The organism is Rhizobium sp. AAP43, from assembly GCF_001296045.1.
Taxonomy (GTDB): domain Bacteria; phylum Pseudomonadota; class Alphaproteobacteria; order Rhizobiales; family Rhizobiaceae; genus Allorhizobium.
This window is the reverse complement of the sequence record NZ_LJHS01000004.1, coordinates 56,259-80,264: the sequence shown is the minus strand read 5'-3', so window position 1 is coordinate 80,264 and position 24,006 is coordinate 56,259. Positions and strand designations below refer to the sequence as shown.

23 protein-coding genes are annotated in these 24,006 nt (G+C 61.5%); 18 read left to right on the top strand and 5 right to left on the bottom strand.

The annotated features are described in order from the left end of the window. Window positions 1-88 precede the first annotated feature (88 nt). The 4 genes from IP76_RS02465 to IP76_RS02450 all read left to right on the top strand — a co-directional run bounded on the left by IP76_RS02465 (window position 89) and on the right by IP76_RS02450 (window position 3,824). A complete protein-coding gene (locus IP76_RS02465; RefSeq protein WP_054156599.1) occupies window positions 89-769 on the top strand; it encodes an energy-coupling factor ABC transporter ATP-binding protein in 681 nt (226 codons plus the stop codon). Then, the gene (locus tag IP76_RS02460; RefSeq protein ID WP_082352377.1) at window positions 763-1,368 is read left to right on the top strand and encodes an energy-coupling factor transporter transmembrane protein EcfT; all 606 of its coding nucleotides are present in this window, start codon (window positions 763-765) and stop codon (window positions 1,366-1,368) included. The genes IP76_RS02465 and IP76_RS02460 overlap by 7 nt, the downstream gene beginning before the upstream one ends. A gap of 28 nt (window positions 1,369-1,396) precedes the next feature. Next, window positions 1,397-1,963 carry a biotin transporter BioY gene (locus IP76_RS02455; RefSeq protein WP_054156598.1) on the top strand — a complete coding sequence of 189 codons (567 nt, stop codon included), beginning with the start codon at window positions 1,397-1,399 and terminating at the stop codon, window positions 1,961-1,963. A 136-nt stretch (window positions 1,964-2,099) separates the two neighbouring features. Continuing rightward, window positions 2,100-3,824: a PAS domain-containing methyl-accepting chemotaxis protein gene (locus IP76_RS02450; protein WP_054156597.1), complete on the top strand. Its 1,725-nt coding sequence runs from the start codon at window positions 2,100-2,102 to the stop codon at window positions 3,822-3,824. A gap of 37 nt (window positions 3,825-3,861) precedes the next feature. Here IP76_RS02450 and IP76_RS02445 read toward each other — a convergent pair whose 3' ends face one another. Beyond that, window positions 3,862-4,263, bottom strand: a complete 402-nt coding sequence (locus IP76_RS02445) for a thioesterase family protein (RefSeq protein WP_054156797.1) — start codon at window positions 4,261-4,263, stop codon at window positions 3,862-3,864. 209 nt (window positions 4,264-4,472) lie between these two features. Between IP76_RS02445 and IP76_RS02440 the strand changes: the two genes are divergently transcribed. From IP76_RS02440 to IP76_RS02400, 9 genes are all read left to right on the top strand, one after another. Beyond that, window positions 4,473-5,408 carry a histone deacetylase family protein gene (locus tag IP76_RS02440; RefSeq protein WP_054156596.1) on the top strand — a complete coding sequence of 312 codons (936 nt, stop codon included), beginning with the start codon at window positions 4,473-4,475 and terminating at the stop codon, window positions 5,406-5,408. Between the two features lie 2 nt (window positions 5,409-5,410). Then, entirely contained in the window at window positions 5,411-5,665 is a 255-nt protein-coding gene (locus IP76_RS02435; protein WP_054156595.1) for an exodeoxyribonuclease VII small subunit, read from the top strand. 93 nt (window positions 5,666-5,758) lie between these two features. Beyond that, complete coding sequence (locus IP76_RS02430; protein WP_054156594.1) at window positions 5,759-6,721, top strand: TAXI family TRAP transporter solute-binding subunit; 963 nt, start codon at window positions 5,759-5,761, stop codon at window positions 6,719-6,721. Window positions 6,722-6,903: 182 nt separating this feature from the next. Beyond that, the gene (locus IP76_RS02425) at window positions 6,904-9,015 is read left to right on the top strand and encodes a TRAP transporter permease (RefSeq protein WP_054156593.1); all 2,112 of its coding nucleotides are present in this window, start codon (window positions 6,904-6,906) and stop codon (window positions 9,013-9,015) included. 32 nt (window positions 9,016-9,047) lie between these two features. Then, window positions 9,048-9,410 (top strand): DUF1850 domain-containing protein, encoded by a 363-nt coding sequence (locus IP76_RS02420; RefSeq protein ID WP_306765457.1) that lies wholly within the window; start codon window positions 9,048-9,050, stop codon window positions 9,408-9,410. Window positions 9,411-9,682: 272 nt separating this feature from the next. After that, window positions 9,683-12,430: an autotransporter domain-containing protein gene (locus IP76_RS02415; RefSeq protein WP_054156591.1), complete on the top strand. Its 2,748-nt coding sequence runs from the start codon at window positions 9,683-9,685 to the stop codon at window positions 12,428-12,430. Between the two features lie 181 nt (window positions 12,431-12,611). Then, window positions 12,612-13,538: a pirin family protein gene (locus tag IP76_RS02410; RefSeq protein ID WP_054156590.1), complete on the top strand. Its 927-nt coding sequence runs from the start codon at window positions 12,612-12,614 to the stop codon at window positions 13,536-13,538. Window positions 13,539-13,627: 89 nt separating this feature from the next. Beyond that, window positions 13,628-15,547 (top strand): 1-deoxy-D-xylulose-5-phosphate synthase, encoded by a 1,920-nt coding sequence (dxs, locus tag IP76_RS02405; protein WP_054156589.1) that lies wholly within the window; start codon window positions 13,628-13,630, stop codon window positions 15,545-15,547. A gap of 66 nt (window positions 15,548-15,613) precedes the next feature. After that, entirely contained in the window at window positions 15,614-15,925 is a 312-nt protein-coding gene (locus IP76_RS02400) for a helix-turn-helix domain-containing protein (RefSeq protein WP_054156588.1), read from the top strand. Here IP76_RS02400 and IP76_RS02395 read toward each other — a convergent pair. Then, on the bottom strand, window positions 15,922-16,263 hold the full coding sequence (locus IP76_RS02395; RefSeq protein WP_054156587.1) for a type II toxin-antitoxin system RelE/ParE family toxin: 342 nt from the start codon (window positions 16,261-16,263) through the stop codon (window positions 15,922-15,924). The two genes, IP76_RS02400 and IP76_RS02395, sit on opposite strands and share 4 nt — an antisense overlap. 155 nt (window positions 16,264-16,418) lie before the next feature. On the opposite strand from IP76_RS02395, the gene IP76_RS02390 reads away from it, so the two are divergent. Further along, window positions 16,419-17,603 (top strand): MFS transporter, encoded by a 1,185-nt coding sequence (locus tag IP76_RS02390; RefSeq protein ID WP_054156586.1) that lies wholly within the window; start codon window positions 16,419-16,421, stop codon window positions 17,601-17,603. Between the two features lie 5 nt (window positions 17,604-17,608). Then, window positions 17,609-17,950: a YkgJ family cysteine cluster protein gene (locus IP76_RS02385; protein WP_054156585.1), complete on the top strand. Its 342-nt coding sequence runs from the start codon at window positions 17,609-17,611 to the stop codon at window positions 17,948-17,950. Between the two features lie 11 nt (window positions 17,951-17,961). On the opposite strand, the gene IP76_RS02380 is transcribed toward IP76_RS02385, so the two are convergent. Further along, window positions 17,962-18,297, bottom strand: a complete 336-nt coding sequence (locus IP76_RS02380; RefSeq protein WP_054156584.1) for a hypothetical protein — start codon at window positions 18,295-18,297, stop codon at window positions 17,962-17,964. A 195-nt stretch (window positions 18,298-18,492) separates the two neighbouring features. Here IP76_RS02380 and IP76_RS02375 point away from each other — a divergent pair, with 195 nt between their 5' ends. The 3 genes from IP76_RS02375 to IP76_RS02365 all read left to right on the top strand — a co-directional run bounded on the left by IP76_RS02375 (window position 18,493) and on the right by IP76_RS02365 (window position 19,925). After that, the gene (locus tag IP76_RS02375; protein ID WP_054156583.1) at window positions 18,493-19,095 is read left to right on the top strand and encodes a superoxide dismutase; all 603 of its coding nucleotides are present in this window, start codon (window positions 18,493-18,495) and stop codon (window positions 19,093-19,095) included. A 160-nt stretch (window positions 19,096-19,255) separates the two neighbouring features. After that, window positions 19,256-19,660: a hypothetical protein gene (locus IP76_RS02370; protein ID WP_054156582.1), complete on the top strand. Its 405-nt coding sequence runs from the start codon at window positions 19,256-19,258 to the stop codon at window positions 19,658-19,660. Between the two features lie 7 nt (window positions 19,661-19,667). Further along, a complete protein-coding gene (locus IP76_RS02365) occupies window positions 19,668-19,925 on the top strand; it encodes a DUF2188 domain-containing protein (RefSeq protein WP_054156581.1) in 258 nt (85 codons plus the stop codon). Between the two features lie 100 nt (window positions 19,926-20,025). Here the strand turns inward: IP76_RS02365 and IP76_RS02360 are convergent, their stop codons facing one another. Both IP76_RS02360 and IP76_RS02355 read right to left on the bottom strand, forming a co-directional pair. Beyond that, window positions 20,026-21,867 (bottom strand): methyl-accepting chemotaxis protein, encoded by a 1,842-nt coding sequence (locus IP76_RS02360; protein ID WP_082352376.1) that lies wholly within the window; start codon window positions 21,865-21,867, stop codon window positions 20,026-20,028. 225 nt (window positions 21,868-22,092) lie between these two features. Continuing rightward, window positions 22,093-23,916, bottom strand: a complete 1,824-nt coding sequence (locus IP76_RS02355; protein WP_082352375.1) for a methyl-accepting chemotaxis protein — start codon at window positions 23,914-23,916, stop codon at window positions 22,093-22,095. Window positions 23,917-24,006 lie beyond the last annotated feature (90 nt).

Below are 24,006 nucleotides of genomic sequence, written 5' to 3'. Positions count from 1 at the left end.
CAAGCGGATTCGGCAAATCGTCAACCCTGCGCTTCCCCCTTGCGGCCTCCCCGGTCTATAGAAGCCTCGACACCGGACGGGGCCGCCCTTGCAGATCACCTTCGACCAGACCGAACTCCGCTATGGCGCGCATGTCGCGCTTCAGCAGCTGACGCTGTCGCTCAATGAGCCACGGATCGGGGTGATCGGGCTCAATGGCTCGGGCAAGACCAGTTTTGCACGCCTTCTGGCCGGGCTCGTCAAACCCAGCGCGGGCCGGGTGACGCTTGACGGTTTCGATACCGTCACGGACGAAAAGGCGGTTCGCGGAAAGACGGGCTTCATTTTCCAGAACCCCGGTAACCAGATCATCCTGCCGATCATTCGCGACGATGTTGGGCTTGGCCCAAAAACGCGGGGGCTGACGGGGGCGGCGCTGGAGACGGCCGTCACTGCAGCCCTTAACCGCTTCGGCATCGGCCATCTCGCCGGTCGCCGGCCGCATGAGCTTTCGGGTGGAGAGTTGCAGCTTGCAGCCCTTGCCGCCGTCGTCATCAACCAGCCGGACCTGATCCTGTTCGACGAGCCGACCAACCAGCTTGACCTGAGAAACCGGGCGCTGGTCAAGGCGGCCATCGAGGGGCTTCCCGAACAGGCTGTCGTTATCAGCCACGATCTCGATCTGGTTGCCGATTTCCCCCGCGTGCTGGTGTTTGATCAGGGCGCGCTTGCCTGCGATGCACCGGGGATCGAGGCCATCGCGCGCTACCGGGAGATTGCCGGATGCTGACGAGCCTTCACATCGAAGGGACGAGCCTTCTGCACCGTATCCCGGTCAAGCCCAAGCTCGCGGTTCTGATGGGTTTCGGCCTTGCGCTCTATCTCGTCTCAAACCCATTCGCGCTTGTCCTTGCCACGGCCTTGACCGGCGGCCTTTACCTCTCGACCGGCATCCGGCCTGCCCAAGCCTTTCAGCGCATCCGCCCGGTATTGTTCACCATCGCCTTTCTCAGCCTCGTCAACCTGGTCCTGCTGACGCCCGTCGAGACGCTGGTTCTGACGCTGCGGCTTCTCGCCATCCTGTTCCTCGCGGCAGCGGTGACGGCATCGACGGCAATCGGCGACTTCATCGCGGCGATCACCGACCTTGCCCGCCCGCTTGAAAGGCTCGGCCTCATCAAGGCTGCCGATATCGGGCTTGCCTTCGGACTCGTTCTGCGTTTCGTACCGGAGATTGCCGCACGGCATGAGGCCCTGAAGGAGGCGCATGCGGCGCGCGGCCTCCCCGTCAAGATGCATCGCATGCTTGGCGCCCTGTTGATCGCCACGCTGAAGGACGCGGACAGGATCGCCGAAGCGATTGACGCGCGGGGCATTCGGCGGCACTAACCGTTCCCAGTCTATCCGGAGGAAAATCATGACGACCAAAGATCTCGTCCTCGCCGCTCTGTTTACGGCGATCATCATCGTGCTCGGCTTCATTCCGGCCGTGCCGATCCCGCTGATCCCCGTGCCGATCACGGCACAGTCGATGGGCGTGATGCTCGCTGGCTGCATCATTGGCGCCAAGCGCGGCGCGCTGGCCTATGCCCTGCTCGTGGTTCTGGTGGCCGTCGGCCTGCCGGTGCTGTCGGGCGGCCGTGGTGGCCTCAACGTGCTGATGGGGCCAACCGGCGGCTATATCTTTGGCTGGATCATCGGCACCTTCGTCACCGGCCTGGTTGCCGAAAAGCTCGTCAGCGAGAGCCAGAGTGCTGCGCGCCAAATGGCCGGCTTCTTCGCGGCCAGCGTGATCGGCGGCATCGGCGTTGTCTACGCCTGCGGCATGCCCTGGCTCTCCGTCGTCGCCGGCACGCCATTTGACAAGGTGCTTCTCGGCTCGCTCGCCTTCATCCCGGGCGATCTGGTCAAGGCCGCCATTGCGACGCTTGCCGCACGTGCCGTGATCGTCGGCTATCCGCTGCTGCCCGTTCGCGCGCACTGATCAGATAATGGCTGCGACACCATAGGGTCGCAGCCATTCCACCACCCGCTCTGGTTGGAACCTTCTTACCTTAGTAACACATTATATAGGATGTGCTCTTACACTTTTGGGGATACGTCACCTCAGAGGTTCAACCATGTCCATCCTTTCCCTGTTTGGCAGTGATTCGCGTGCAGTCCTCTCGGCGCTGGAGAGATCGCAGGCGGTGATCGAATTCGACCCGACCGGCAAAATCCTCACGGTGAACGAAAATTTCTGCAAAACCCTTGGGTATTCGCTGGAAGAAATCGTGGGAAAGCACCACAGCCTGTTTGTGGCACCTGATTACGCGAAGTCCACTGACTACAGGGAATTCTGGGCTAGGCTTGCGCGGGGTGAGTTCTTCAGCGCCCAGTACAAGCGGTTCGGCAAGGGCGGCAAGGTCATCTGGATCGAGGCATCCTACAATCCGGTCCTGAGAAACGGCAAGGTCCACAAGATCGTCAAATTCGCGACCGATATCACCGATCGCAAACTCACCGAGCTCGATTCACGCGGCAAGCTCACTGCCGTGTCGCGTGTGCAGGCCTCCATCGAGTTCACGCCCGATGGCACGATCCTCACCGCGAATGACAATTTCCTGAACGCCATGGGCTACACGCTGGAGGAGATCGTCGGCAAACATCATCAGATGTTCTGCGACAAGGCGTATATCAATTCAGCGGAGTATCGACAGTTCTGGCAGGATTTACGATCGGGCACCTTCCAAACGAGTGAATTTACCCGCTTTACGAAGTCCGGAGACAGGATCGTCGTCCAGGCATCCTACAGCCCTGTTTTCGACGAGGAAGGGCGTGTCATCAAGGTGGTCAAGTTCGCCACCGACGTGACGGGCCGCGTCAAAGCCGTCGAGGCGATTGCCGCCGGTCTGCAGCGACTGTCGGAATGCAATATCCGCATCACGCTCGACGAACCCTTTATTCCGGAATTGGAGCGACTGCGAACGGACTTCAACAAGGCCATCACCGAGTTTCAGCGGACACTCGAAAGCGTGCTGGGTGAAACTGGCGGCCTGGCCGAGACCAGTGCCGACCTGAAGAGCGATGCGGAGGTGCTGGGACGCCGGACGGAACAGCAGGCGGCAGCCCTTGAACAGGCATCGGCGGCCCTTGAGCAGATCACCGCCACGGTCAAGGAAGCCTCGGTCAGAACTCGCGAGACGCGCGAAATCGTCAAGCAGGCACGCTCGGCCACCAATGACTCGGTCGAGGTGGTGCGCTCCACGGTGGACGCGATCTCGCGGATCGAAACAGCGTCGAACGAAATTGGCAGCATCATTGATGTGATCGACCAGATTGCCTTCCAGACCAATCTTCTGGCGCTCAATGCGGGCGTTGAAGCGGCGCGCGCCGGCGAGGCTGGCAAAGGGTTTGCCGTGGTGGCGCAGGAGGTCCGCGAGCTCGCGCAGCGATCCGCCGCGGCCGCCCGCCAAATCTCAGCGCTTATCCTCAATTCGACAACGCAGGTTGCCGAAGGGGTGCGCCTGGTGAATGAAACGGGCGTGACGCTGTCGCGGATCGAGAAATTCGTCAACGAAATCGACGGCAATGTCGATGCCATCTCAATCGGGGCGAACGAGCAGGCGTCCAGCCTTGGCGAAATCAACACCGCCATCAACCAGCTCGATCAGGCGACCCAGCAGAACGCCAGCCTGGTATCCAGTATTGGCGTTGCAGGGGACGTGATGGCAGCCGGGGCCGGGAAGATGAAAACGCTGGTCGACATGTTCAAGCTCAATCGACGCAAGGCACCCCGCGAGCCCGGTTCCGCCGCAGCCAATGCCGGCACGGCGCAGCGAAGCCCGCAGTCGCGCGTGGCCTGATGACTTGCCCTGCCGAGACCAGCCGTAAAGGCTTCCTTCAGGGCAGATACCGATAGAGCCAGTCGCGAATGTCTTCGGGCAGCGCGACCGGCTCTCCCGTTTCACGGCTGCGGGTGGTCCAGGTGATTTCAAGCGAGGCAGCGGTCTCGCCGTCCTTGTCCATCTCGACCTCAAAGCCGATCGACTTGCCACCGATCTTGTCGACACGCACCCTGAGCTGCACGACGTCTCCCTCGCGTAGCGGCGTGTTCAGCCGCAATTCCAGCTTCGAGACGGCATAGACCGGCTCGTCTTCCAGCGGCGGGCGGTAGCGGAAGAAGTGCTGTAGGGCAGCTTCCGCGTGGGTGACATAGGCCGCCGTCTGCATCTCGCCAGTCGTGGCAATGTCACGATATGGCACGATCAGCTCACTCGTCTCGACGCGGTCGATCTCATCCATGGTATCGGTGGTCCCGGTTTTGCAAAGTTCTGCCTTCATCTAGCGGATTTGGGGTTGCGATCACAAGCAGTCGCCTGAAAAGGCGCAGACTGTGTCGAATGACCTGCCCGTGCGCGAATTTCCCGGATACGGTAGCGGCCATTCCCCCATACGGTGGAAGACCCGGACGTGCCGCATTATGTTCTGCCGGACACAAGGAATTTCAATCGATGACCACACGCCTTTACGAGAACCCGATTTTCCTCGAGCACAACACGCCGCCCGGCCATCCCGAGCGTGCCGACCGGCTGCGCTCGCTTAACATTGCACTGGAGCACCCCAATTTTGCAGCACTGGAGCGCATTGAGGCAAAGCAGGCCAATGAGGATGCGGTGACGCTTGCGCATCCAGAGGAGCATCTCTTCGCCGTGATGCGGCAGATCCCGGAAGAGGATGACCGGATCGTCCAGATCGAGGCCGACACCTATGCCTCGCAGAAGAGCCTGCAGATCGCCTTGACGGCGATTGGCGGCGCGCTTGCGGCAGTCGACGACGTGATGACCGGCAAGGCCGACAATGCTTTCGTCGCGGGGCGCCCGCCTGGCCACCATGCGGAAAAGTCAAAGGCGATGGGCTTTTGCCTTTTCAACACGATCGCGATTGCCGCCCGGCATGCTCAGAAGGTTCATGGCGTGGAGCGGGTCGCGATCGTCGACTGGGATGTGCATCACGGCAATGGCACGCAGGACATCTTCTGGGATGATCCCTCCGTTCTCTTCTGCTCCACCCACCAGATGCCGCTCTATCCCGGCAGCGGCGCCAAGGATGAGACCGGCGCGCATCGCAATGTGGTCAATGCGCCACTCTCCCCCAATGTCGGCTCGGACCATTTCCGCGAGGCCTTCAAGAGCCGGGTCTTGCCGGCCCTTGTCGATTTTTCGCCGGATCTCATCCTGATCTCGGCCGGTTTCGACGCGCATCACCGCGATCCGCTGGCGCAGATCAACCTTGTTGGCGAAGATTTCGACTGGGCGACAGGGCGGTTGATGGAGCTCGCCGATCGTTTTGCCCACAACCGGGTCGTCAGCCTGCTCGAAGGCGGTTATGATCTTGAAGGGCTCGCCGAATCGGCCGGGCTGCATATTGCGAGACTGATGAAGGGTTGAGTATGTCCGACGCCGCCGTTACCACCGACCTCAGCGCTTATTCGTTCGAGAAGGCCGTGGCCGAGCTCGAAAGCATCGTTGCGCGGCTCGAACGTGGCGACGTGGCACTGGACGAATCCATCGCCATATATGAGCGTGGCGAGCTTCTGAAAAAGCATTGCGAAACCCTGCTCAACGCCGCCGAAAACCGCATTGAGAAGATCCGCCTCGACCGTGCAGGAACACCTGTCGGAACGGAACCGCTCGACCGGTCATAAGTCACAGCGCGATCACGCCAGCGTGTTCGCAAGGTTGACGCTCATAACCCTCCCTCGCATTATCCGCGTGCCAACCACGCAAGGGAGGACAAAATGACTTTGTCTCGTACTAAAAACATTCTTTTCATCGGTGCACTGCTTGCATCCAGCGCCTTTACTTCGACCGCAGCCCGCTCGGAAGAATTCATCAACATTCTGACCGGCGGCACTTCGGGGGTTTACTATCCTCTCGGCGTCGCGCTTTCGAAAATCTACAGCGACAAGATCCCGGGCGTGCGCACGCAGGTTCAGGCGACCAAGGCTTCTGTCGAAAACCTCAACCTTCTGCAGCAGGGCAAGGGTGAACTCGGCTTTTCGCTCGGCGACAGCGTCAAGATGGCGGCTGAAGGCAATGCGGAAGCCGGCTTCCGCGGTCCGCTCGACAAGCTGCGCGGCATTGCCGCCATCTATCCGAATTACATCCAGATCATCGCCACCCAGGAATCGGGCGTTAAGACCGTTGCCGACCTGAAGGGCAAGAGCCTGTCGGTTGGTGCGGCAAAGTCCGGCACAGAACTGAATGCACGCGCCATCCTCGGCGCGACCGACATGGCTTACGAAGATCTCGGCAAGCTGGAATATCTGCCCTTCGCGGAATCGGTCGAACTGATCAAGAACCGCCAGCTGGACGCAACACTGCAGTCTTCGGGCCTCGGCAATGCCTCGCTGAAGGACCTGTCGACCTCGCAGCCGATCACGGTCGTCGCCGTTCCAGCCGAAGTCGCGACAAAGCTCGGATCGCCCTATGCTGCCGCGACGATCCCGGCCGGCACCTATGATGGCCAGACAGCAGACGTTCCGACGGTGACCGTCGGCAACTTCCTCATCACCCATGAAGGCGTGTCAGAGGAAACCGCCTACCAGATGACAAAGCTGCTGTTCGAGAATGTGCCGGCGCTCACCGCTGCCCATTCGGCTGCCAAGGACATCGACGTCAAAAAGGCCATAGAAGGCATGCCCGTACCACTGCATCCGGGCGCCGAGCGCTACTACAAGGAAATCGGCATTCTGAAATAAGACCGATCCGCGATCATCCATACCAGATGCTCGCAATCTTCTCCCCGCATGCGGGGGGAAGATCCTTTTTAAGACACCCGCATTCTTTAGATTATTTGTCGTGAATCTGGCAGGCGTAACCTCGATCTCTCGTGATGTTCGAGGTGAGCGAGACAGCGGCACATCCTGCCCCAGGAGATCCCATGAGCGAGACCCTCACTTCATCGAGCCAGAGCGCTCCCCAATCGGCCGAAGAAGCGATCGAAGGGCTTCCGTCCGGCTTCGGTACCGGTCTGGCAGGGCAAATTGCGTTCGGCATCGCGCTGGCATTCGCGCTCTTCCAACTCTGGTCTGCCGCCTATGGCACACTGCCGAGCCAGGTCGTGCGCGCCATGCATGTGGGCTTCCTGCTGCTTCTCGGTTTCTCCCTGTTTGCCAATCTCATCGCCACAAGCATGGCCGGCAAGGTCTGGTTCTGGTCGCTCGGCATCCTCGGCTTCCTCACCGGCATTTACAACTGGGTGTTCTACGAGGACCTGCTGTTCCGCTCGGGCTTTCTTACCCATGTCGATCTCGCAGTCGGCTGCGTCATGGTCGTCCTGGTGTTTGAAGCCGCGCGGCGGCTGATGGGCCTGCCGCTCACCATCATCGCCGGCATCTTTCTCGCCTACTGCTTCTTCGGACAGTATCTGCCGTCGCCGCTGTCGCATCGCGGTTATGATTTCGAGCTGATCGTCGAGCACTTCGCCTTCGGCACCGAAGGCATCTACGGCACGCCGATCTATGTCTCGGCTGCCTATATCTTCATCTTCGTCGTCTTTGCCGCCTTCCTAGAGCGGGCCGGCATGTTGAACCTGTTCAACGATTTCGCCCTTGGCCTTGTCGGCACCTGGAAGGGTGGCCCGGCCCAGGTCTGCATTCTTTCCTCGGCCCTCATGGGCACGATCTCCGGCTCGGGCGTTGCCAATGTCGTTGCAAGCGGACAGTTCACCATTCCGCTGATGAAACGCTTCGGCTTCCGCTCCGCTTTTGCCGGCGGTGTCGAGGCGACCTCTTCCATGGGCGGGCAGATCATGCCGCCGGTCATGGGTGCCGTCGCCTTCATCATGGCCGAAACGCTGAACGTGCCCTACGCTGAAGTGGTGAAGGCCGCGCTGATTCCTGCCTTCCTCTACTTCGCCGTCTGCTTCTGGATGGTCTATCTCGAAGCCGGCAAGGCCGGTTTGAAGGGTCTTTCCAAGGCCGAACTGCCGAACCCCTGGGCCGCCGTCAAGGAACACTGGCCGCTCGTCCTGCCGCTGGGCGCCCTCGTCTACCTCCTGTTCGCCGGCTTTACACCGATCTTCGCCGGCACGATGGGCCTCGCACTCGTTGTCGTCTTGATCCTCGGCACACCGCTTGCTGCCCTTATCGGCCCGCTTGCCTTCCGCATCGTGTTCTGGCTGGTGCTCGGTCTTGCCTCGGCCGCCTTCCTGAAATTCGGCGTCAATGTGCTGGCCATCGTGATCATCGCGCTTGTCATCGCCTGCGCGCTGTTCAAGGGCGGGCGCGAGACGATTGCCATCTGCCGGGATTCGCTGGCGGAAGGGGCCAAGAACGCGCTTCCTGTCGGCATTGCCTGCGCCATCGTCGGCATCGTCATCGGCACGCTGACGCTCACCGGCATTGCCTCCACCTTCATCGGTGCTGTGATCGATATCGGTCGTGACAACCTCTTCCTGTCGCTGATCCTCACCATGATCACCTGCCTGGTGCTCGGCATGGGCATTCCGACAATCCCGAACTACATCATCACCTCGTCGCTGGCCGGTCCGGCCCTTCTGGAACTCGGCGTGCCGCTGCTGGTCAGCCACATGTTCGTCTTCTACTTCGGCATTATGGCGGACCTGACGCCGCCGGTCGCGCTGGCCGCCTTTGCGGCAGCACCGATGGCCAAGACCTCTGGCCTCAAGATCTCGCTGCAGGCGACCAAGCTTGCGACCGCCGGCTTCGTCGTGCCCTTCATGGCCGTCTATACGCCGGCGCTTATGCTGCAGGATGCCGGTCCGATGGCGGCTGCCTGGGGGTATCCGGTCGAGGTCATCTACGTCGTGTTCAAGGCCTGCTTCGGCATCGCGCTCTGGGGCATGGCCGTGGTCGGCTTCCTGTTCGGTCGCCTCTCCATCATTGAACGGCTCATCGCCTTCGTCGCTGGTGTCGCGGTTGTGGTCGCCCTGCCGTGGACCGACGAAGTCGGATTTGCCCTCGGCTTCGCGCTGATTGGCTTCCATTGGTGGAAAACCCGGACGGCAAGCACAGCTGTTCCCGGTCAATGAGCCTCTGCATTACACTCGCAGCAAAGGTCGTGATGGTTCCCATCACGGCCTTTTCCCTGTCCTGGGTGCATTCGGTGGAGAAGATCGAATGGCGCGAGGACTGGGCGGTGACGCCGGCTGGTCTCGAACTCAAGATCGCCCGGGTCAAGGGCTCCGGCTCCGGCATGGAGCCCGGCGAAGGCGCCGTCTTTGAAGGCGGCTGGTGGCGCTGGACACCAAGGGTGCCGCCCCTGCCCGCGATCAGGCTTGCGGCATCGGGCATGACACCGAGCGGCTGGACGCTTTGCCATGACGGCGGCTGCATGACGCTTGGCGAAACCGCTGGAAGCGATGCAACCCTTTACTCCTGCGTGACACCAGATACAGGTCGGACAACGGGCCACACTACGCCCTGACGGGACCCGCTCGGCATTGCCGGGCCGCGGCCATGCTTGCGTGTGAGCGAGCTGAGCAGCCTTCGCGCCGCTTTTTCTAGCGGGGTTTCCGAGCTTAATTCGCCGACCCGCCATTTCTGCGGAAACGCAGCGACACGCCCAAAGATGGCAGATTCGACTTTTCCACGACGGTACTAGGTTGCTCAACAAACCGGATCGTTTGATTCATTCCATTGAGATCGCGCGCACAGACCGAAGTTTCTTCGGCTTGCCGGAATATTTTACAGGGCGACATGGCTCACTGCACCTCCTTGAAGCATTTGCGAAATCTTCTTCTTGCAACGACTTTCGTCACGTCCGCGACAGGCCATTATGCGCTGGCGCTGGACGCAGCCGATATCGACACCGCCGTGACGGTCGACGCGACGAATCCTCAACCCTGGGCCGCATCAGACGAACTGGAAGTCGGTGTCAATGGTACGGGCACGCTGACAATCGAGAATGGCGGCACGGCCAGCAATGGTAATGCCTATATCGGCTCTTCCAGCACCAGCATCGGCACCGTGACCGTGACGGGCACCGGCTCGTCTTGGACCACATACCCCTTCCTTGTTATCGGCGACGAGGGGACCGGGACCTTGAACATCGAGAATGGCGGCTTCGCTAGCAGCGGGTTTGCGCATATCGGCTCCGCCAGTGGCAGTATCGGCACCGCGACTGTCACGGGTAGTGGCTCGTCATGGGCCAGCGGCGATGGCCTAATCATCGGCTATTCCGGCAATGGCATGCTGACCATAGCCGATGGCGGGACCGTCAGCGCGGTCGCGACCTATGTGGGACACGAGATTGGCGGTGCCGGTAGCGCCCTGATCACGGGTGAAGGCTCGTCATTGAGCAATAGCGAGGATCTCCACGTTGGATATTACGGCAATGGCACCGTGACAGTCGCCGATGGCGGTGACCTCAGCAGCCGGTTTGGCTATATCGGACTCTTTGGCGGCAGTGTCGGCACCATGCTGGTGACAGGAGAGAGTTCCTCATGGACGATCCGTGGGCCGGCCTATGTTGGCCTGATGGGTAACGGCACCCTGACGATCGCCGATGGAGCAACCACTACGGTCATGACCGATCCGGTTTATGACGGCATGGAAGGATTCATCCTGGCGTCTGGCAATAACGCGACCGGCACGCTGAACATCGGTGCTGCAGAGGGAGAAACGGCGGTGGCCGCGGGCACGCTTGTTGCGCCATCGATCGCCTTCGGCTCTGGCACAGGGACGCTGGTGTTCAACCACACCAACACAGATTACGACTTCACAGCTGCCCTCAAGACCACGAATGGCAACAGTTCGATCAAGCAACTGGCGGGGTTCACAGGGCTTTCGGGGGACAGCTCCGCGTTCCACGGGACTACAGATGTCACCGGCGGCACGCTGGATGTCACGGGCAGCCTCGGCGGGACCATTGCCGTATCCGGGACCGGCACGCTGAGCGGGACGGGAAGCATCGGCACAACAACCGTCGAGAGCGGCGGCACGCTTTCGCCCGGTGGGGCTGGCACGACCGCCACCCTCAGCGTGAACGGTGACCTGACCTTTGAGACCGGCTCGACCTATGCGGTCGATCTGGCTGCCGGGGCGGGCGATCTGACTAACGCGACAGGCAGCATCACGATCAACGGCGGTACTGTCAGCGTCAGCGCCCTGGATTCCCGCACCAGCTATACCGACGGACAGACCTACAGCATTCTCAGCGCATCCGGCCCCCTGACCGGCACGTTTGACGATGTGACCACACAGTCGGCGTTTCTGACGACGACGGCGAGCTATGATGCGAATCATGCCTATCTGACAGTCGACATCGCCAGCGACTTTACCTCCGTGGCAACAACACCCGATCAGCTTTCCGTCGCGCGCGCGCTCAACAGCCTCTCGCAGTCCGGCCCGTCGCTTTCGCTCTACAATGCCATGCTGGCTCTCAGCGCCGATGAAGCACGCACCGCCTACCAGCAGCTCTCCGGTGACACCTATGCGACGGCACAGGCTTCGGTCCAGCAGACCGGGCGTGGCATCAACAACACGTTGAACAGCCATCTGCGTGGCATGACCTCTGGTGTGTCGACACCCACTCCCGTCCAGCCACTGGGCTATGCCGAGGACATGACGGGCAAGACTGCAAAAGACGCGCGTTTTGCCTCCTTCGAAGAAAAAGCGGAAAGCTTCGATGCACAACGCTTCTCCGGCTGGACAACCGGCTTCGGCTCCTGGGGCCGCGTTGACGGTATCGATGGCGACCTGGACACCAGAATCGGCAATGGCGGCGTCCTGATCGGTCTCGACGGACTGGTCACTGACGCCTGGCGCATTGGCGTGATGGGCGGCTACAGCCATTCGACTTTCGATACCGAAACCAGCGACGGCGGCAGCAACAACTACCATGTCGGCCTCTACGGCACCGGCGAATGGGGCGCATTGGCCCTGCGTTCCGGCGTCAACTACACCTGGAGCAATGTCGATACCGCCCGCCAGGTCACCGCGCTCGGCCAGACATTGAATGGCAGCTACAATGCCGACAGCATCAATGCCTTCAGCGAACTCGGCTATACGGTCAAAACCGGTCTTGCCACTTTCGAGCCCTTTGCCGGACTGGCCTACAGCCACGCGACAACCGATCGTTTCAGCGAAACCGGCGGGTCGGCAGCGCTCGATGTCGAGAGCACGACGACCAACACCAGCTACACGACACTGGGGCTCAGGGCATCGAAGGAATTGACCTTGCTCGGGACCGACGCGGTGATCCGCAGCACCGCAGGCTGGATGCACGCTTTCGGCGATGTCGACCCCACTTCGACAGCGCGCTTTTCGACCGGCGACAGTTTCACCGTATCGGGCACGCCCATCGATCAGAATACTGCCCTGCTGGAAGCGGGGCTCGACCTGAACTTTACCACCTCTTCCACCCTCAGCCTCACCTATACCGGCCAGATCGGGAAGAATGCCCGTGAAAACAGCGTGAGCGCAAAGTTGAAGATGCAATTCTGATGATATCCGGCAGGATCCGCCCGTGGTCCTGGCCGGCTTCGGCCTGCCAGATCTGAAGCAGAGGTGACGATGGCTCTGCGCAAAGACTGAACGCAGTGTCCATCCTCTCGACCGAGGTTGCGACTGGCCTCCCGAACCCTTGCAGCCTACAGTCTCCGCACCGAACATGCGGAGATTTTTCATGTCCTTCTTTCCCGGAAACGATCCGATCCCCGGCGACGCCTTTGCTTGCGACGCCGTTGAACAGCTGATCATTCCGCGCTCCAGCGATATCGGCGGCTTTGCCGTGCGCCGGGCGCTGCCGACCGTGCGCAGACGCCTGGTCGGTCCGTTCATCTTCTTCGATCGCATGGGGCCTGCCGTTCTGAAGGCCGGCGAAGCGCTGGATGTGAAGCCGCATCCGCATATCGGGCTATCCACCGTCACCTATCTCTTCGATGGCGAGATAAAGCATCGCGACAGCCTCGGCACGGAACTGGTGATCGCGCCCGGCGACATCAATCTGATGACGGCGGGGCGCGGCATCGTGCATTCGGAACGCACGCCGGAGAACCTACGCGGCCATCCACTGTCGATGTCGGGCCTGCAAACCTGGATCGCGCTGCCGGACCAGATGGAGGAGATCGACCCTGCCTTTGGCCACACAGCCAAATCCGAGCTGCCAATCTTCAACGATGGCGGTGCTTCGGGCCGTCTGGTCATCGGGGCGATGGGCGGGCTGCGCTCGCCGGTCAAAACCTATTCCGATACGCTTTATGTGGATCTGACACTTCAACCCGGTGCCAGCTTTCCCTTCGATGCCTCGGCAGAAGAGCGCGCGCTCTATGTGCTCTCCGGCGAAATCGAGATTGCCGGCGACCGGTTTGCCGCCGACCAGCTCCTGGTTTTCCGGCCCGGCGATGCAATCACGCTGATCGGCGGTGCGACTGGGTGTCACGCCATGCTGTTCGGCGGCGCGGCCATGGAAACCAAGAAACACATCTGGTGGAACTTCGTTTCTTCGTCGAAGGAGCGCATCGAACAGGCCAAAGAGGAGTGGAGAACCGGCCGTTTCGACATCGTGCCGGGGGATGAAGAGGAATTCGTGCCTTTGCCGGAAGGGCGATGACGACTATATAGTTTTCCGGTGCCGAATATTTGCCCAGTTCGCGTGGGGATGCTATCGCGCACCCGAACGAATGGAAAAGGCAACCGCCCGTGACATCCCTGCCCGATACGCCGCTTTTGGACAAGGTCGCTGTTCCAGCAGACCTGAAGAGCATCGAGGACCGCGATCTGCCGCAGCTCGCCCGCGAGTTGCGCGACGAGATGATCGATGCCGTGTCGAAAACAGGCGGGCATCTGGGCGCAGGTCTCGGCGTGGTGGAGCTGACGATTGCCATCCACAAGGTGTTCAACACGCCGGATGACCGGCTGATCTTCGACGTCGGACACCAGTGCTATCCGCACAAGATCCTGACCGGCCGCCGCGACCGCATCCGCACACTGCGTCAGGAAGAGGGTCTGTCCGGCTTCACCAAGCGGGCCGAGAGCGAATACGACCCGTTCGGTGCCGCACACTCCTCCACCTCGATTTCTGCCGGCCTCGGCATGGCAGTGGCAGCTGAGCTCTCCAAGACCGATCGCAAGGTGATTGCCGTGATCGGCGATGGCGCGATGTCGGCTGGCATGGCCTATGAGGCACTCAACAATGCGGGCGCGCTCGACGCCCGTCTGATCGTGATCCTCAATGACAACGACATGTCGATCGCACCGCCAACGGGCGCGATGAGCGCCTATCTGGCGCGCCTTGCCTCCGGCCGCACCTATATGGGCATTCGCGATATCGGCAAAAAGCTGACCGCCTATCTCGGCAAGAGCGTCGACCGGGCGATCACGCGCGCCGTTGAACATGCGCGCGGTTATGTAACCGGCGGCACCATGTTCGAGGAGCTCGGTTTCTACCATATCGGCCCGATTGACGGCCATTCCTTCGAGCATCTTCTGCCCGTGCTGCGCAATGTGCGCGACAACCAGAAGGGCCCCGTGCTGATCCATGTCGTGACGCAGAAGGGCAAGGGCTACGCCCCGGCGGAAGCGGCTGCCGACAAGTATCACGGCGTCAACAAGTTCGACGTCATCACCGGCACGCAGGCGAAGGCCAAGCCGAATGCGCCCTCTTATACCGCCGTCTTCGGCGATGCGCTGGTGGAAGAGGCACGCCATGACGAGAAGATCGTCGGCATCACCGCGGCCATGCCCTCCGGCACCGGGCTGGACAAGCTGCAAAGCATCTTCCCTGAGCGCACCTTCGATGTCGGCATTGCCGAACAGCATGCCGTGACCTTTGCCGCCGGTCTCGCTGCCGAAGGCTACAAGCCCTTCTGCGCGCTCTATTCGACCTTCCTGCAGCGTGGTTATGACCAGGTGGTGCATGATGTCGGCATCCAGGGCCTGCCCGTCCGTTTTCCCATTGACCGCGCCGGCTTCGTCGGCGCCGACGGTCCGACCCATGCCGGCTCCTTCGACACCGGCTTCCTGGCCGCCCTGCCCGGCTTCGTGGTGATGGCAGCGGCTGACGAGGCAGAGCTGAAGCATATGGTTCGCACGGCCGCCGCCTATGACGAAGGCCCGATCTCCTTCCGTTACCCGCGAGGCGAAGGCGTGGGCGTGCCCCTGCCGGAGCGCGGCGAAATCCTCCAGATCGGTAAGGGCCGCATCGTCAAGCAGGGCTCGAAGGTCGCACTCCTCTCCTTCGGTACGCGCCTCGCCGACTGTCTGCTGGCCGCCGAAGACCTCGATGCCGCAGGCCTCTCGACCACCGTCGCCGACGCCCGTTTCGCCAAGCCACTCGACCACGACCTGATCCGCCAGCTGGCGCGCCACCACGCCGTGGTGGTCACAGTCGAAGAAGGCGCTGTTGGCGGCTTCGGCAGCCATGTGATGCATTTCCTCGTCAACGAGGGTCTGCTCGACAACGGTCTGAAGGTCCGCTCGCTCGTGCTGCCCGATGTCTGGATGGACCAGGCCAAGCCCGAAACCATGTACGCCAAGGCAGGGCTCGATGCCGCCGGCATTCTGAAGACGGTGTTTGCGGCGCTCGGACAGGACGCGCCGGGTGTGATTGCGGCGGGGTGAGGCACATTGACATTCGTGCAGCGAGCGCTAATTATACGAAATCCCGTATAATTAGCGGAGCTCACTGTGCCACGCCTCGACTACGACAATATCTTCGATGTGATTGCCGACAACCCGGTTGAGGCTGCGGACCTGCAGTTCCGGACCGACCTCATGTTGACGCTTCGCAGACTGTTTGAGGAGCGTAAATGGAGGCAGTCCCAAATTGCGGACGCGCTTGGCGTGTCACAACCCCGCGTCAGCGAACTGATGCGCGGAAAGATCGATCTGTTTTCCGCTGACAAACTGATCGGCTTTCTGGCTCGACTTGGCGTACGGCTGAGGCCCTCGGTGGATTCAACAGGTCAGGTTGTTTGCGAGGTTATTCAGGCGGCCTAACGCTTGGCAGACAGTGCCGATATCATGAGCTTGTAGCGGTCTTTGGCCGTCTTCATCGCGTGCCGGTCCACCCCGTTCGTCGTCTTGGTGAAGGCGTGCAGGATATAGACCGTGTCTGCAAACTTGGCGCAATATATTGTCCGGTACGCATTGGGCGCATTTTCGATGAGCTCGATGGCTCCGGGCCCCACGCTTTCGGTGAGATGCTTCCAGCGGGAAAACGGAGCATCGCCTCGCTGGACCGCCTGTAGATCCGCACCGAACTGACGCTGGATCTCTCTCGGCAGATCCAGAAAGGCTCGCTTGGCGGCTTCGTTGACGAAGACAAACTTCTTCATGCACCTTCCCCAGCCTACAAGCTCGCGATTACTCCCGGTTGCATCTCCGCACATCCTCGCTTGAGCTGCAAGTGTGGTCCCGGCTGGACATAGCCCTCCCGCCTCGCTAGACCTCGCTCAGATCAGCGGGGGCTTGCACACGCCTCGGAGGCTCCATGCACACCGCACACACCACAGATATCGCACCAGACTTCGCGCCTGATTGGGCCGCGATTGCGGTGGTCATCCTTGGCGTCACAGCCTTTGCCGTCGGCCAGGGGCTAACTTATCCGCTGATCGCCCTGATCCTGGAAAGCCGGGGCGTGTCCTCGAGCATGGCCGGGCTCAATGCCGCCGTCTTTGCCTTTGGCCTTGCCTCCTCCACGCTGATGATCGGGCCGCTGACGCAGGCCCTGCGCGGCGACCGGCTGATCGTTGCCTCGCTTCTCGGGGTCTCGGTGGCGCTTGCCACCTTCTCCGCCTTCGACAGTCTCGCCGTCTGGTTCGTCGCCCGCTTTCTCCTCGGTTTCTGCACCAGCATCATCTACACGGTCTCGGAAGCCTGGCTGAACACGGCCTGTCCGGACCGGCTGCGCGGCCGGGTGTCGGGTGCCTATAGTGCCGGCATGTGCGGTGGCTTTGCCGCCGGGCCGCTTGCCATTCCGCTGGTCGGCATCGAAGACGGTTTCGCCTTTGCGCTGACGGCTGCCTATGTGGCGCTCGTGGCCTTTGCCTCGGTCATGCTCGGGCGCTATGCGAAGACCAAGCCGGAGGCCTCGGAAGCCGGTGGGCTTCTCACCTTCGTCAAGCTTGCGCCGATCCTGACGCTGATGGTCGTCGCCTTCGGCTTTTCGGATATCGCGGCGATTTCGATGATCCCGCTTTACTTCGTGGAGCGTGGCTACGGCCAGAATTTTGCAGCCTTTGTTGTGACCATGGTCGCCTTGCCGACGGCGCTGGCGCAGCCCTTTGTCGGCTGGCTGCTCGACCGGGTGTCGCGGCCTGTCATCGCGGTCTCCGCCTCGCTGACGGCTGCCATCGCCTTCCTTGTGCTGCCGCTGATGACCTCGCAGGCGGGCTTGCTCATCACCATCTCGATCCTCGGGGCGGCCAGCTTCTCGCTTTACACGGCAGCGCTGACGCTTCTCGGCGAGCGTTTCCGTGGCAGCCTTCTTGTATCCGGCAGCGCCGTCTTTGCGCTTGCCTATGCCATCGGCAGTGCGGCGGGCTCCGGCGCCACGGGCGTGACCATGGATCTCGTATCGGTTGATGCAGGACCGATATCCGTCGGGCTCGTCATGCTCCTCGTCACCGGCCTGTTCGGCGTCAATCTCCTGCGCATCCGCGCCGCGAAGGGCTGAGGACCATGCTGGAAACATCGCCGCCCGACATCTTCGACTGCCAGACCTGCGGTGCGTGCTGTGCCTATTCCGCCGACTGGCCGCGTTTCTCCATGGAAAGCGACGAGGAAATCGCTGCCATTCCGGACGCGATGATCGCCAAGGATGAGAGCGGGATGAAATTCGAGGCCGGGCGTTGTGCGGCCCTCACCGGCGAGGTTGGCAAACATGTTGGCTGTGCCGTCTATCTGGTGCGCCCGCATGTCTGTCGCACCTGCATGCCCGGCGACGAGGAGTGCAAGATCGCGCGCGCCGAATTCGGTTTTCCCATCGAAGGCCTGCCAGAGCCTGAGATTTACGAGGCCTGAGAACCTGGGGTTCAAGGCTTGGGAACGGTGATCGTGACCATGTCGGAGGTCAGCTCCCCGCCAATCTCGGCCGTCTTCGCCTTCTTGTCGTAGACGCAGATCGAACTCACCATAGCATCGGCCCCGAAGGCCTTGCCGGTCAGAATGGCGACGCCATAGTTTTCCGTGCCGAAGGGATCGACCACGACCTGGGGTGTCTCGATCCGCCCCTCTGCAAGGGTGGTGCATTTGGCGGCGACGTCCTTGGCGAAGTCGTCCCAGGCGTCTGATGAGGCGGCCAATACCGGCATCGAAGCCCCGGACAAGAGGCAGATCGCGGTGATGAAGATGCGGATCGCGCTGGTCATCGGGCACCCTTGGCTAAGAGGTCGGTCCGTTCGAAGATTATGCGGAAACCCGCCCTCTTCAAGTGTTAAAACGCAGGACAATTCTTTCGCATGCGGGTCTGATTTTGGAACTGTAGCGGTTGCCTCCTCCCGCTTCCGCACCTATGTTCCCGTCACCTGCCAAAACGCAATCTATTGCCAAGAGGAGATCTTACCATGGCCTTCGAATTGCCCGAACTGCCTTACGCCTATGACTCGCTTTCGCCGTTCATGTCGGCTGAAACCCTTGAGTTTCACCATGACAAGCATCACCAGGCCTATGTCACGAACGGCAACAATCTCCTGAAGGATTCCGGCCTCGAAGGCCTGTCGCTGGAAGAGATCGTCAAGCAGTCCTATGGCAAGAATGCCGGCCTGTTCAACAATGCCGGCCAGCACTACAACCACATCCACTTCTGGAACTGGATGAAGAAGGACGGCGGCGGAAACAAGCTGCCGGGCAAGCTCGCGGCTGCCATCGACAGCGATCTGGGCGGTTACGACAAGTTTAAGGCTGATTTCATCGCCGCCGGCACCACGCAGTTCGGCTCCGGCTGGGCCTGGCTCTCCGCCAAGGACGGCAAGCTTGAAATCTCCAAGACCCCGAACGGCGAAAGCCCGCTGATCCACGGTGCATCGCCGATCCTCGGCGTCGATGTCTGGGAACACTCCTACTACATCGATTACCGCAATGCCCGTCCGAAGTACCTCGAAGCCTTCGTCGACAGCCTGATCAACTGGGACTATGTCGCAGACATGTACGAGGCGGCAACGAAGTAAGACTTCGACGCAGATCCAACAACATTCGAAACGCCCGGCGCTTCCTCGCCGGGCGTTTTGTTTTTGGGTTTCATCCGCGATGATGCGAGGCGATGGAACCATAGCCAGTCCGCCACGTTTGTTCCGCAACACTCAAGGACACAACGAAAGGATACGGATCATGGCGACTTCGAACCTGCAGGCCGAACTGCGCGAGCTTCGCGAACAGATGAACGATTTGAAGGACACGCTTGCCCGTGAAGCTGGCCGTGGAGGCCGTAACCTTCGCAACCGCGCATCGGAAGCGATGGATGATGCCGCCCGCACCGCACGGTCCGCAACCGGCTATACCAGCGAAGACGTGCGCCATGGGGCGGCCGTAGCACTGGATGGTGCCGCCCGCACCGCCAACGCCGTTGCCGAATATGCCCGTGAGGGCGCAGGAACTGTCGCGGGCGTGGTGCGCCGCAATCCAGGCGCAACCTCTGCCGGCCTGATTACCCTTGGCATTCTTGGCGGTGTGATCGGTTATCTTCTGGCGAACTCAACCCCGCCGGCACGCAGCAATCGCTGGCATTGGAATTGAGATCGGCATGGTGACGATCACCTATCATGTCGTCGCCCATGATGAAGGCTATGCCTATCGACTGGGCGACGTCTATTCAGAGCCCTATTCGACGCATGAAGAGGCACTGGATGCGGCGCGCAGGGCAGCCGCTGCGCAGCAGTTGACCGATGGCGACACCGAGATCAGCTGGCAGAACGAAGACGGCGACTGGATCCACGAACATGCGGACGGTGCGGACCGGCCCATGGCGGGCGTGGTCGATGATGTCGACGACGTCCGATAGCCTGTACCTCCAGGCAGGGAAAAGCCCGTGGCTCGCGCCACGGGCTTTTTTCGTTGCATCATCGGGGGCCGGGGCATTCACGCCCGCGTGAGTTCATGCATCACGCCGCGCGGCGCAGACTCGTCGTGCCCGGCAACCGGAACCGCTCGATCATCACGCGAAGCTGTGCGGCCTCCTCGGCCAGTCTGTTTGCTTCTAGGCTGGATTGGTCCGACACCTGGGCGTTCTGCTGGGTCACGATGTCGAGATTGTCGACAGCACCGCCGATGTCGCGCAGATTGCTGGCCTGGTCACGGGTGAAATCGGCAATCGCATCCATATGTTCGTTGATCTTCTGGATCAGGTCACCGATCTCCAGCAGCGTCTCGCCGGTGCCGTGAACGAGCTTCACCCCGTTTTCGACCTGCGCTGTCGACGTCTTGATCAGACCGTCAATCTGCTTGGCGGCATTGGCCGAGCGCTGGGCAAGCTCGCGCACTTCCTGGGCAACGACCGCAAATCCCTTGCCCGCTTCGCCCGCGCGGGCGGCTTCGACACCGGCATTGAGAGCCAGAAGATTGGTCTGGAAGGCAATCTCGTCGATGACCCCAACGATCGAGGAGATCTGCTGCGAGCTTTCCTCGATGCGATGCATCGCCTGTTCGGCCTCCGTCACCACCTTGCCCGAGGTCACCGCGCTCTGGTTCGCCTTCTTGGCCACATCGCGGGCTTCGGCGACACGCAGATTGGCGGCAACGACTGTGGTGTTGATCTCTTTCAGCGAGGCGGCTGTCTGCTCAAGCGATGCCGCCTGGCTTTCGGTGCGGCGAGCAAGCTCGCGTGAGCCATCCGCGATGTTCGCGCTGCCACCATCGATAGCCGCCGCCGTCTGGCGGATCGTTCCCATCGTGCCGGCCAGTTCGCGGATCGACCCGTTGAAATCGTGACGCAGGGTTTCGAAGTTCTCGGCGAAAGGCGCATCGATCTGGAAATCGAGGTCGCCCTGAGCGAGGCGGCGCAGGCCCTGAGCCAGACCCGATGTGGCAAAGCGCAGCTTTTCGGCGGCCTCTTCCTCGGCGCGGCGCTCGATTTCAAGACGGTGCGCCTCCGCCTTTTGCCGCGTCTGCTCAGCCTCAATTTCCAGCTGACGCGTCCGGCGCAGGCCATCCCGGAATACATCCAGTGCGCGGGCCATGATGCCCAGTTCGTCGCGACGATCCGTATTGCCAACGTCGACATCGAGGTTTCCGTCGGCGAGGCTCTTGGTCGCCTTGGTCAACGAGCGCAGGGGCGTGATCGCGGTGACGCGCAGCATCAAGACGACCAGCACGATCATCAGGGCAATGGCGCCGGCACCCATGGCGATGCGCTTCCAGACATTGGCCCGCCAGGCGGCCAGTTCCGGTGCCAGATCGACTTCCGCGCTGTAGAGACCAACGATCTCCCCCGGCTGGATGTTCATCTGGGCGGTGTGACAGGTGGCGCATTTCTCATCGGAAGCACTGCCCTGCCCGAGAATGACGGGGCGGGTCATGCGGAACGTCTCGCCTTCGAGCCGGTTCAGCTTCTGCAGGGCCGTGATCGCCTGCTGGTCGATGGCATCGCGTGGTGCCTCGAATTCGGTTTCGCCCTGGGCGCGCTGGAAGTCGATGACCTTCGGTCCCATGACCAGCCAGATCTTCACGGAGCCGCCGGCGTTGGAGAACTGCTCCATGGTGCCATCCAGCGTTTCGATCGCCGGATCGTCTTCGCCGACTTCCTTGCGATTGAGCATGGCCTGGGTGTGGACGGACTCGAGCATGTCGAGGGCCGCATCGCCGCGCATGGCAGCCTTGTCTGTCAGGCTCAGTCTTTCCGAGGAAATTTCATAGGCGGCGGTTGCTGCCTGGATGGCGGCGACGGCAAGTCCAATGCCGAGCACCATTTGCATCGACAGCGGTATTTTCTTTAAACTATTCAACATGATGCTTCCGTCCCCAAGGTCGCGGGCGCGACCTGTCTCAACGGTAGAATGATTAGAATATCGTGGTTAATAATTTGAGATAGCGATAACATTTGGAAAGCGAATTTTGGCTCCTTCCCTTTCCGATTGAGCAAATAGCGTCTGCAACGGGATCGCTCAGCGGTCAAAACAAGCCATGACATCCGGTGCGGCTTCTGTCGCACCGGATGTCAAATCCCTCTGTGATCACGCCGCGCGGTAAGCCAGAGTTGCACCAGACTGCCGGCCGTCGAGCCGGAACTGGGCGAGCAGTCGGTTCAGCGAATCAGCCTCGCCGGCCAGGGTATGGGAGGCCGCCGTCTGCTGCTCGACCATGGCTGCATTCTGCTGCGTGCCCTGGTCCATGGCCGTTACGGCGAGATTGATGTCCTGAAGCCCGGTCGACTGTTCCCGTGCGGCGGTGACGATGGCCTGCACGTGATGGCTGATCTCCTGCACGGCGCTGACGATCTTTTCCAGCTCACTTCCGGTCTCGCCGACAAGGGCCACGCCGGAGCCGACTTCGGCGGTGGAGCGTGAGATCAGGGCCTTGATTTCCTGGGCGGCATTGGCGGAGCGCTGGGCGAGCTGACGGACTTCCTGGGCAACGACCGCAAAGCCCTTACCGGCTTCACCCGCACGAGCGGCCTCGACACCAGCGTTCAGCGCCAGAAGATTTGTCTGAAAGGCGATGTCTTCGATGACGCCGATGATCGAGGATATCGACTGCGACGACTGCTCGATCTCGTTCATGGCAGCCACCGCATTGCGGACGACATCCCCCGAGCGTTCGGCACCGGCCCGTGTGCGCTCGACGAGCTGGCCAACATCTTCGGCGCGTTTCGTCGTGTCGCGAACAGTGACCGTGACTTCCTCGATTGCAGCTGCGGTCTCCTCGACGGAGGCCGCCTGCTGCTCGGTGCGTTTGGCAAGATCGTCAGCGGCGGCACGGATCTCGGCGGCACCGGCATTGATCGCCTGGGCATTGGCACCAACCGAGCGCAGCGCTGCCTGAAGCTTGTCGAGCGACTCGTTGAAATTTCCGCGCAGGCTATCGAGATGCGAGGCGAAGGGGCGCGTGAGACGGAAGACGACATCGCCGTTCGAGAGTGCGGCCAGGCCTTCAGCGAGTTCGCTCATGGCGAAACGAACCTCTTCGGCCTCCCTCGCCTTTTCCGCCTCAGCCTCACGCCGTTCAGCCTCGACCTGCTCGCGCATCGCGCGGCGCTCGTCAGACATCCGGGCACTCTCGATGGCCGCGTCCTTGAATACAAGAACTGCCTTGGCCATGCGACCAACTTCATCGCCGCGGTTGATTGCTGGAACTTCGACCTGGTGATTGCCGCCGGCAAGGCGGGCCATGGCATCGGTCATGCCGATGATCGGTGTGACGATGGATCGCGCGAGCAGCCAGATCAGACCGACGGCGAAGACGCCGGCAACGGCCGCACCAAGGATCAGGGCCATTTCCAGCGACCAATGCGCTGTCTGCAATTTTTCCTGTGCCGAGGTGACCTCTGCCGATAGCACCGATTTTGCTTCGGAGGCTGCACGGCGGAAAGCGTCGAGCGCGCGGCCGCCATCGGCACCCCCCATCGCAACGATCGCATCGAGCGGCATCTGACCAGCCTTGGCAGCGGCGATCTGTGGAGCGACGACGGTCTCTTGATAGGTGCTTGCTGCCGAGCGCATGGCGGCAAGCGAAGCGGCAAGGCCCGGCTCGCCATCGGCCAGCCGGACCGCTTCGTCGAGTGCTGCCTTCACGTTATCATGGTCCGAAGTCAGTGACGCCAGCGTGCTCTCGCTCGCGGCCAGAAGATAGCCGCGATGGCTCGCTACACCATCTGCCATCGCAGTCGCCGCCCTGTCGACGAGATTGACGATGTCCTGGGCGCGGTCCTGCTCGACCAGCAATCCCCGGGCATTCTGGGCCTGAAGGAAGACGACGACGGAGGCCATGAAGCATCCCGCCATGATGGTGCAGAAGGTGAGGATGAGCTTGTGGCTGAGGGAAAGGTTGTTGAGGGACATGGCCAATACTTTCGGGAGGCACGGGCACGCAACGGCCGAGGCCTTCAGCCACGCCGCACATGGCAAAGCAGGTGCATGATCCATTCCGGC

Coding starts and splice junctions, on each gene's coding strand:
- IP76_RS02410 (WP_054156590.1), top strand. CDS start 12,612: ATGTCCTTCTTTCCCGGAAACGATCCGATCCCCGGCGACGCCTTTGCT.
- IP76_RS02440 (WP_054156596.1), top strand. CDS start 4,473: ATGACCACACGCCTTTACGAGAACCCGATTTTCCTCGAGCACAACACG.
- IP76_RS02450 (WP_054156597.1), top strand. CDS start 2,100: ATGTCCATCCTTTCCCTGTTTGGCAGTGATTCGCGTGCAGTCCTCTCG.
- IP76_RS02380 (WP_054156584.1), bottom strand. CDS start 18,297: ATGACCAGCGCGATCCGCATCTTCATCACCGCGATCTGCCTCTTGTCC.
- IP76_RS02360 (WP_082352376.1), bottom strand. CDS start 21,867: ATGTTGAATAGTTTAAAGAAAATACCGCTGTCGATGCAAATGGTGCTC.
- IP76_RS02375 (WP_054156583.1), top strand. CDS start 18,493: ATGGCCTTCGAATTGCCCGAACTGCCTTACGCCTATGACTCGCTTTCG.
- IP76_RS02395 (WP_054156587.1), bottom strand. CDS start 16,263: ATGAAGAAGTTTGTCTTCGTCAACGAAGCCGCCAAGCGAGCCTTTCTG.
- IP76_RS02415 (WP_054156591.1), top strand. CDS start 9,683: ATGGCTCACTGCACCTCCTTGAAGCATTTGCGAAATCTTCTTCTTGCA.
- IP76_RS02365 (WP_054156581.1), top strand. CDS start 19,668: ATGGTGACGATCACCTATCATGTCGTCGCCCATGATGAAGGCTATGCC.
- IP76_RS02420 (WP_306765457.1), top strand. CDS start 9,048: ATGGTTCCCATCACGGCCTTTTCCCTGTCCTGGGTGCATTCGGTGGAG.
- IP76_RS02445 (WP_054156797.1), bottom strand. CDS start 4,263: ATGGATGAGATCGACCGCGTCGAGACGAGTGAGCTGATCGTGCCATAT.
- IP76_RS02460 (WP_082352377.1), top strand. CDS start 763: ATGCTGACGAGCCTTCACATCGAAGGGACGAGCCTTCTGCACCGTATC.
- IP76_RS02425 (WP_054156593.1), top strand. CDS start 6,904: ATGAGCGAGACCCTCACTTCATCGAGCCAGAGCGCTCCCCAATCGGCC.
- IP76_RS02370 (WP_054156582.1), top strand. CDS start 19,256: ATGGCGACTTCGAACCTGCAGGCCGAACTGCGCGAGCTTCGCGAACAG.
- IP76_RS02435 (WP_054156595.1), top strand. CDS start 5,411: ATGTCCGACGCCGCCGTTACCACCGACCTCAGCGCTTATTCGTTCGAG.
- IP76_RS02385 (WP_054156585.1), top strand. CDS start 17,609: ATGCTGGAAACATCGCCGCCCGACATCTTCGACTGCCAGACCTGCGGT.
- IP76_RS02355 (WP_082352375.1), bottom strand. CDS start 23,916: ATGTCCCTCAACAACCTTTCCCTCAGCCACAAGCTCATCCTCACCTTC.
- IP76_RS02455 (WP_054156598.1), top strand. CDS start 1,397: ATGACGACCAAAGATCTCGTCCTCGCCGCTCTGTTTACGGCGATCATC.
- IP76_RS02390 (WP_054156586.1), top strand. CDS start 16,419: ATGCACACCGCACACACCACAGATATCGCACCAGACTTCGCGCCTGAT.
- IP76_RS02430 (WP_054156594.1), top strand. CDS start 5,759: ATGACTTTGTCTCGTACTAAAAACATTCTTTTCATCGGTGCACTGCTT.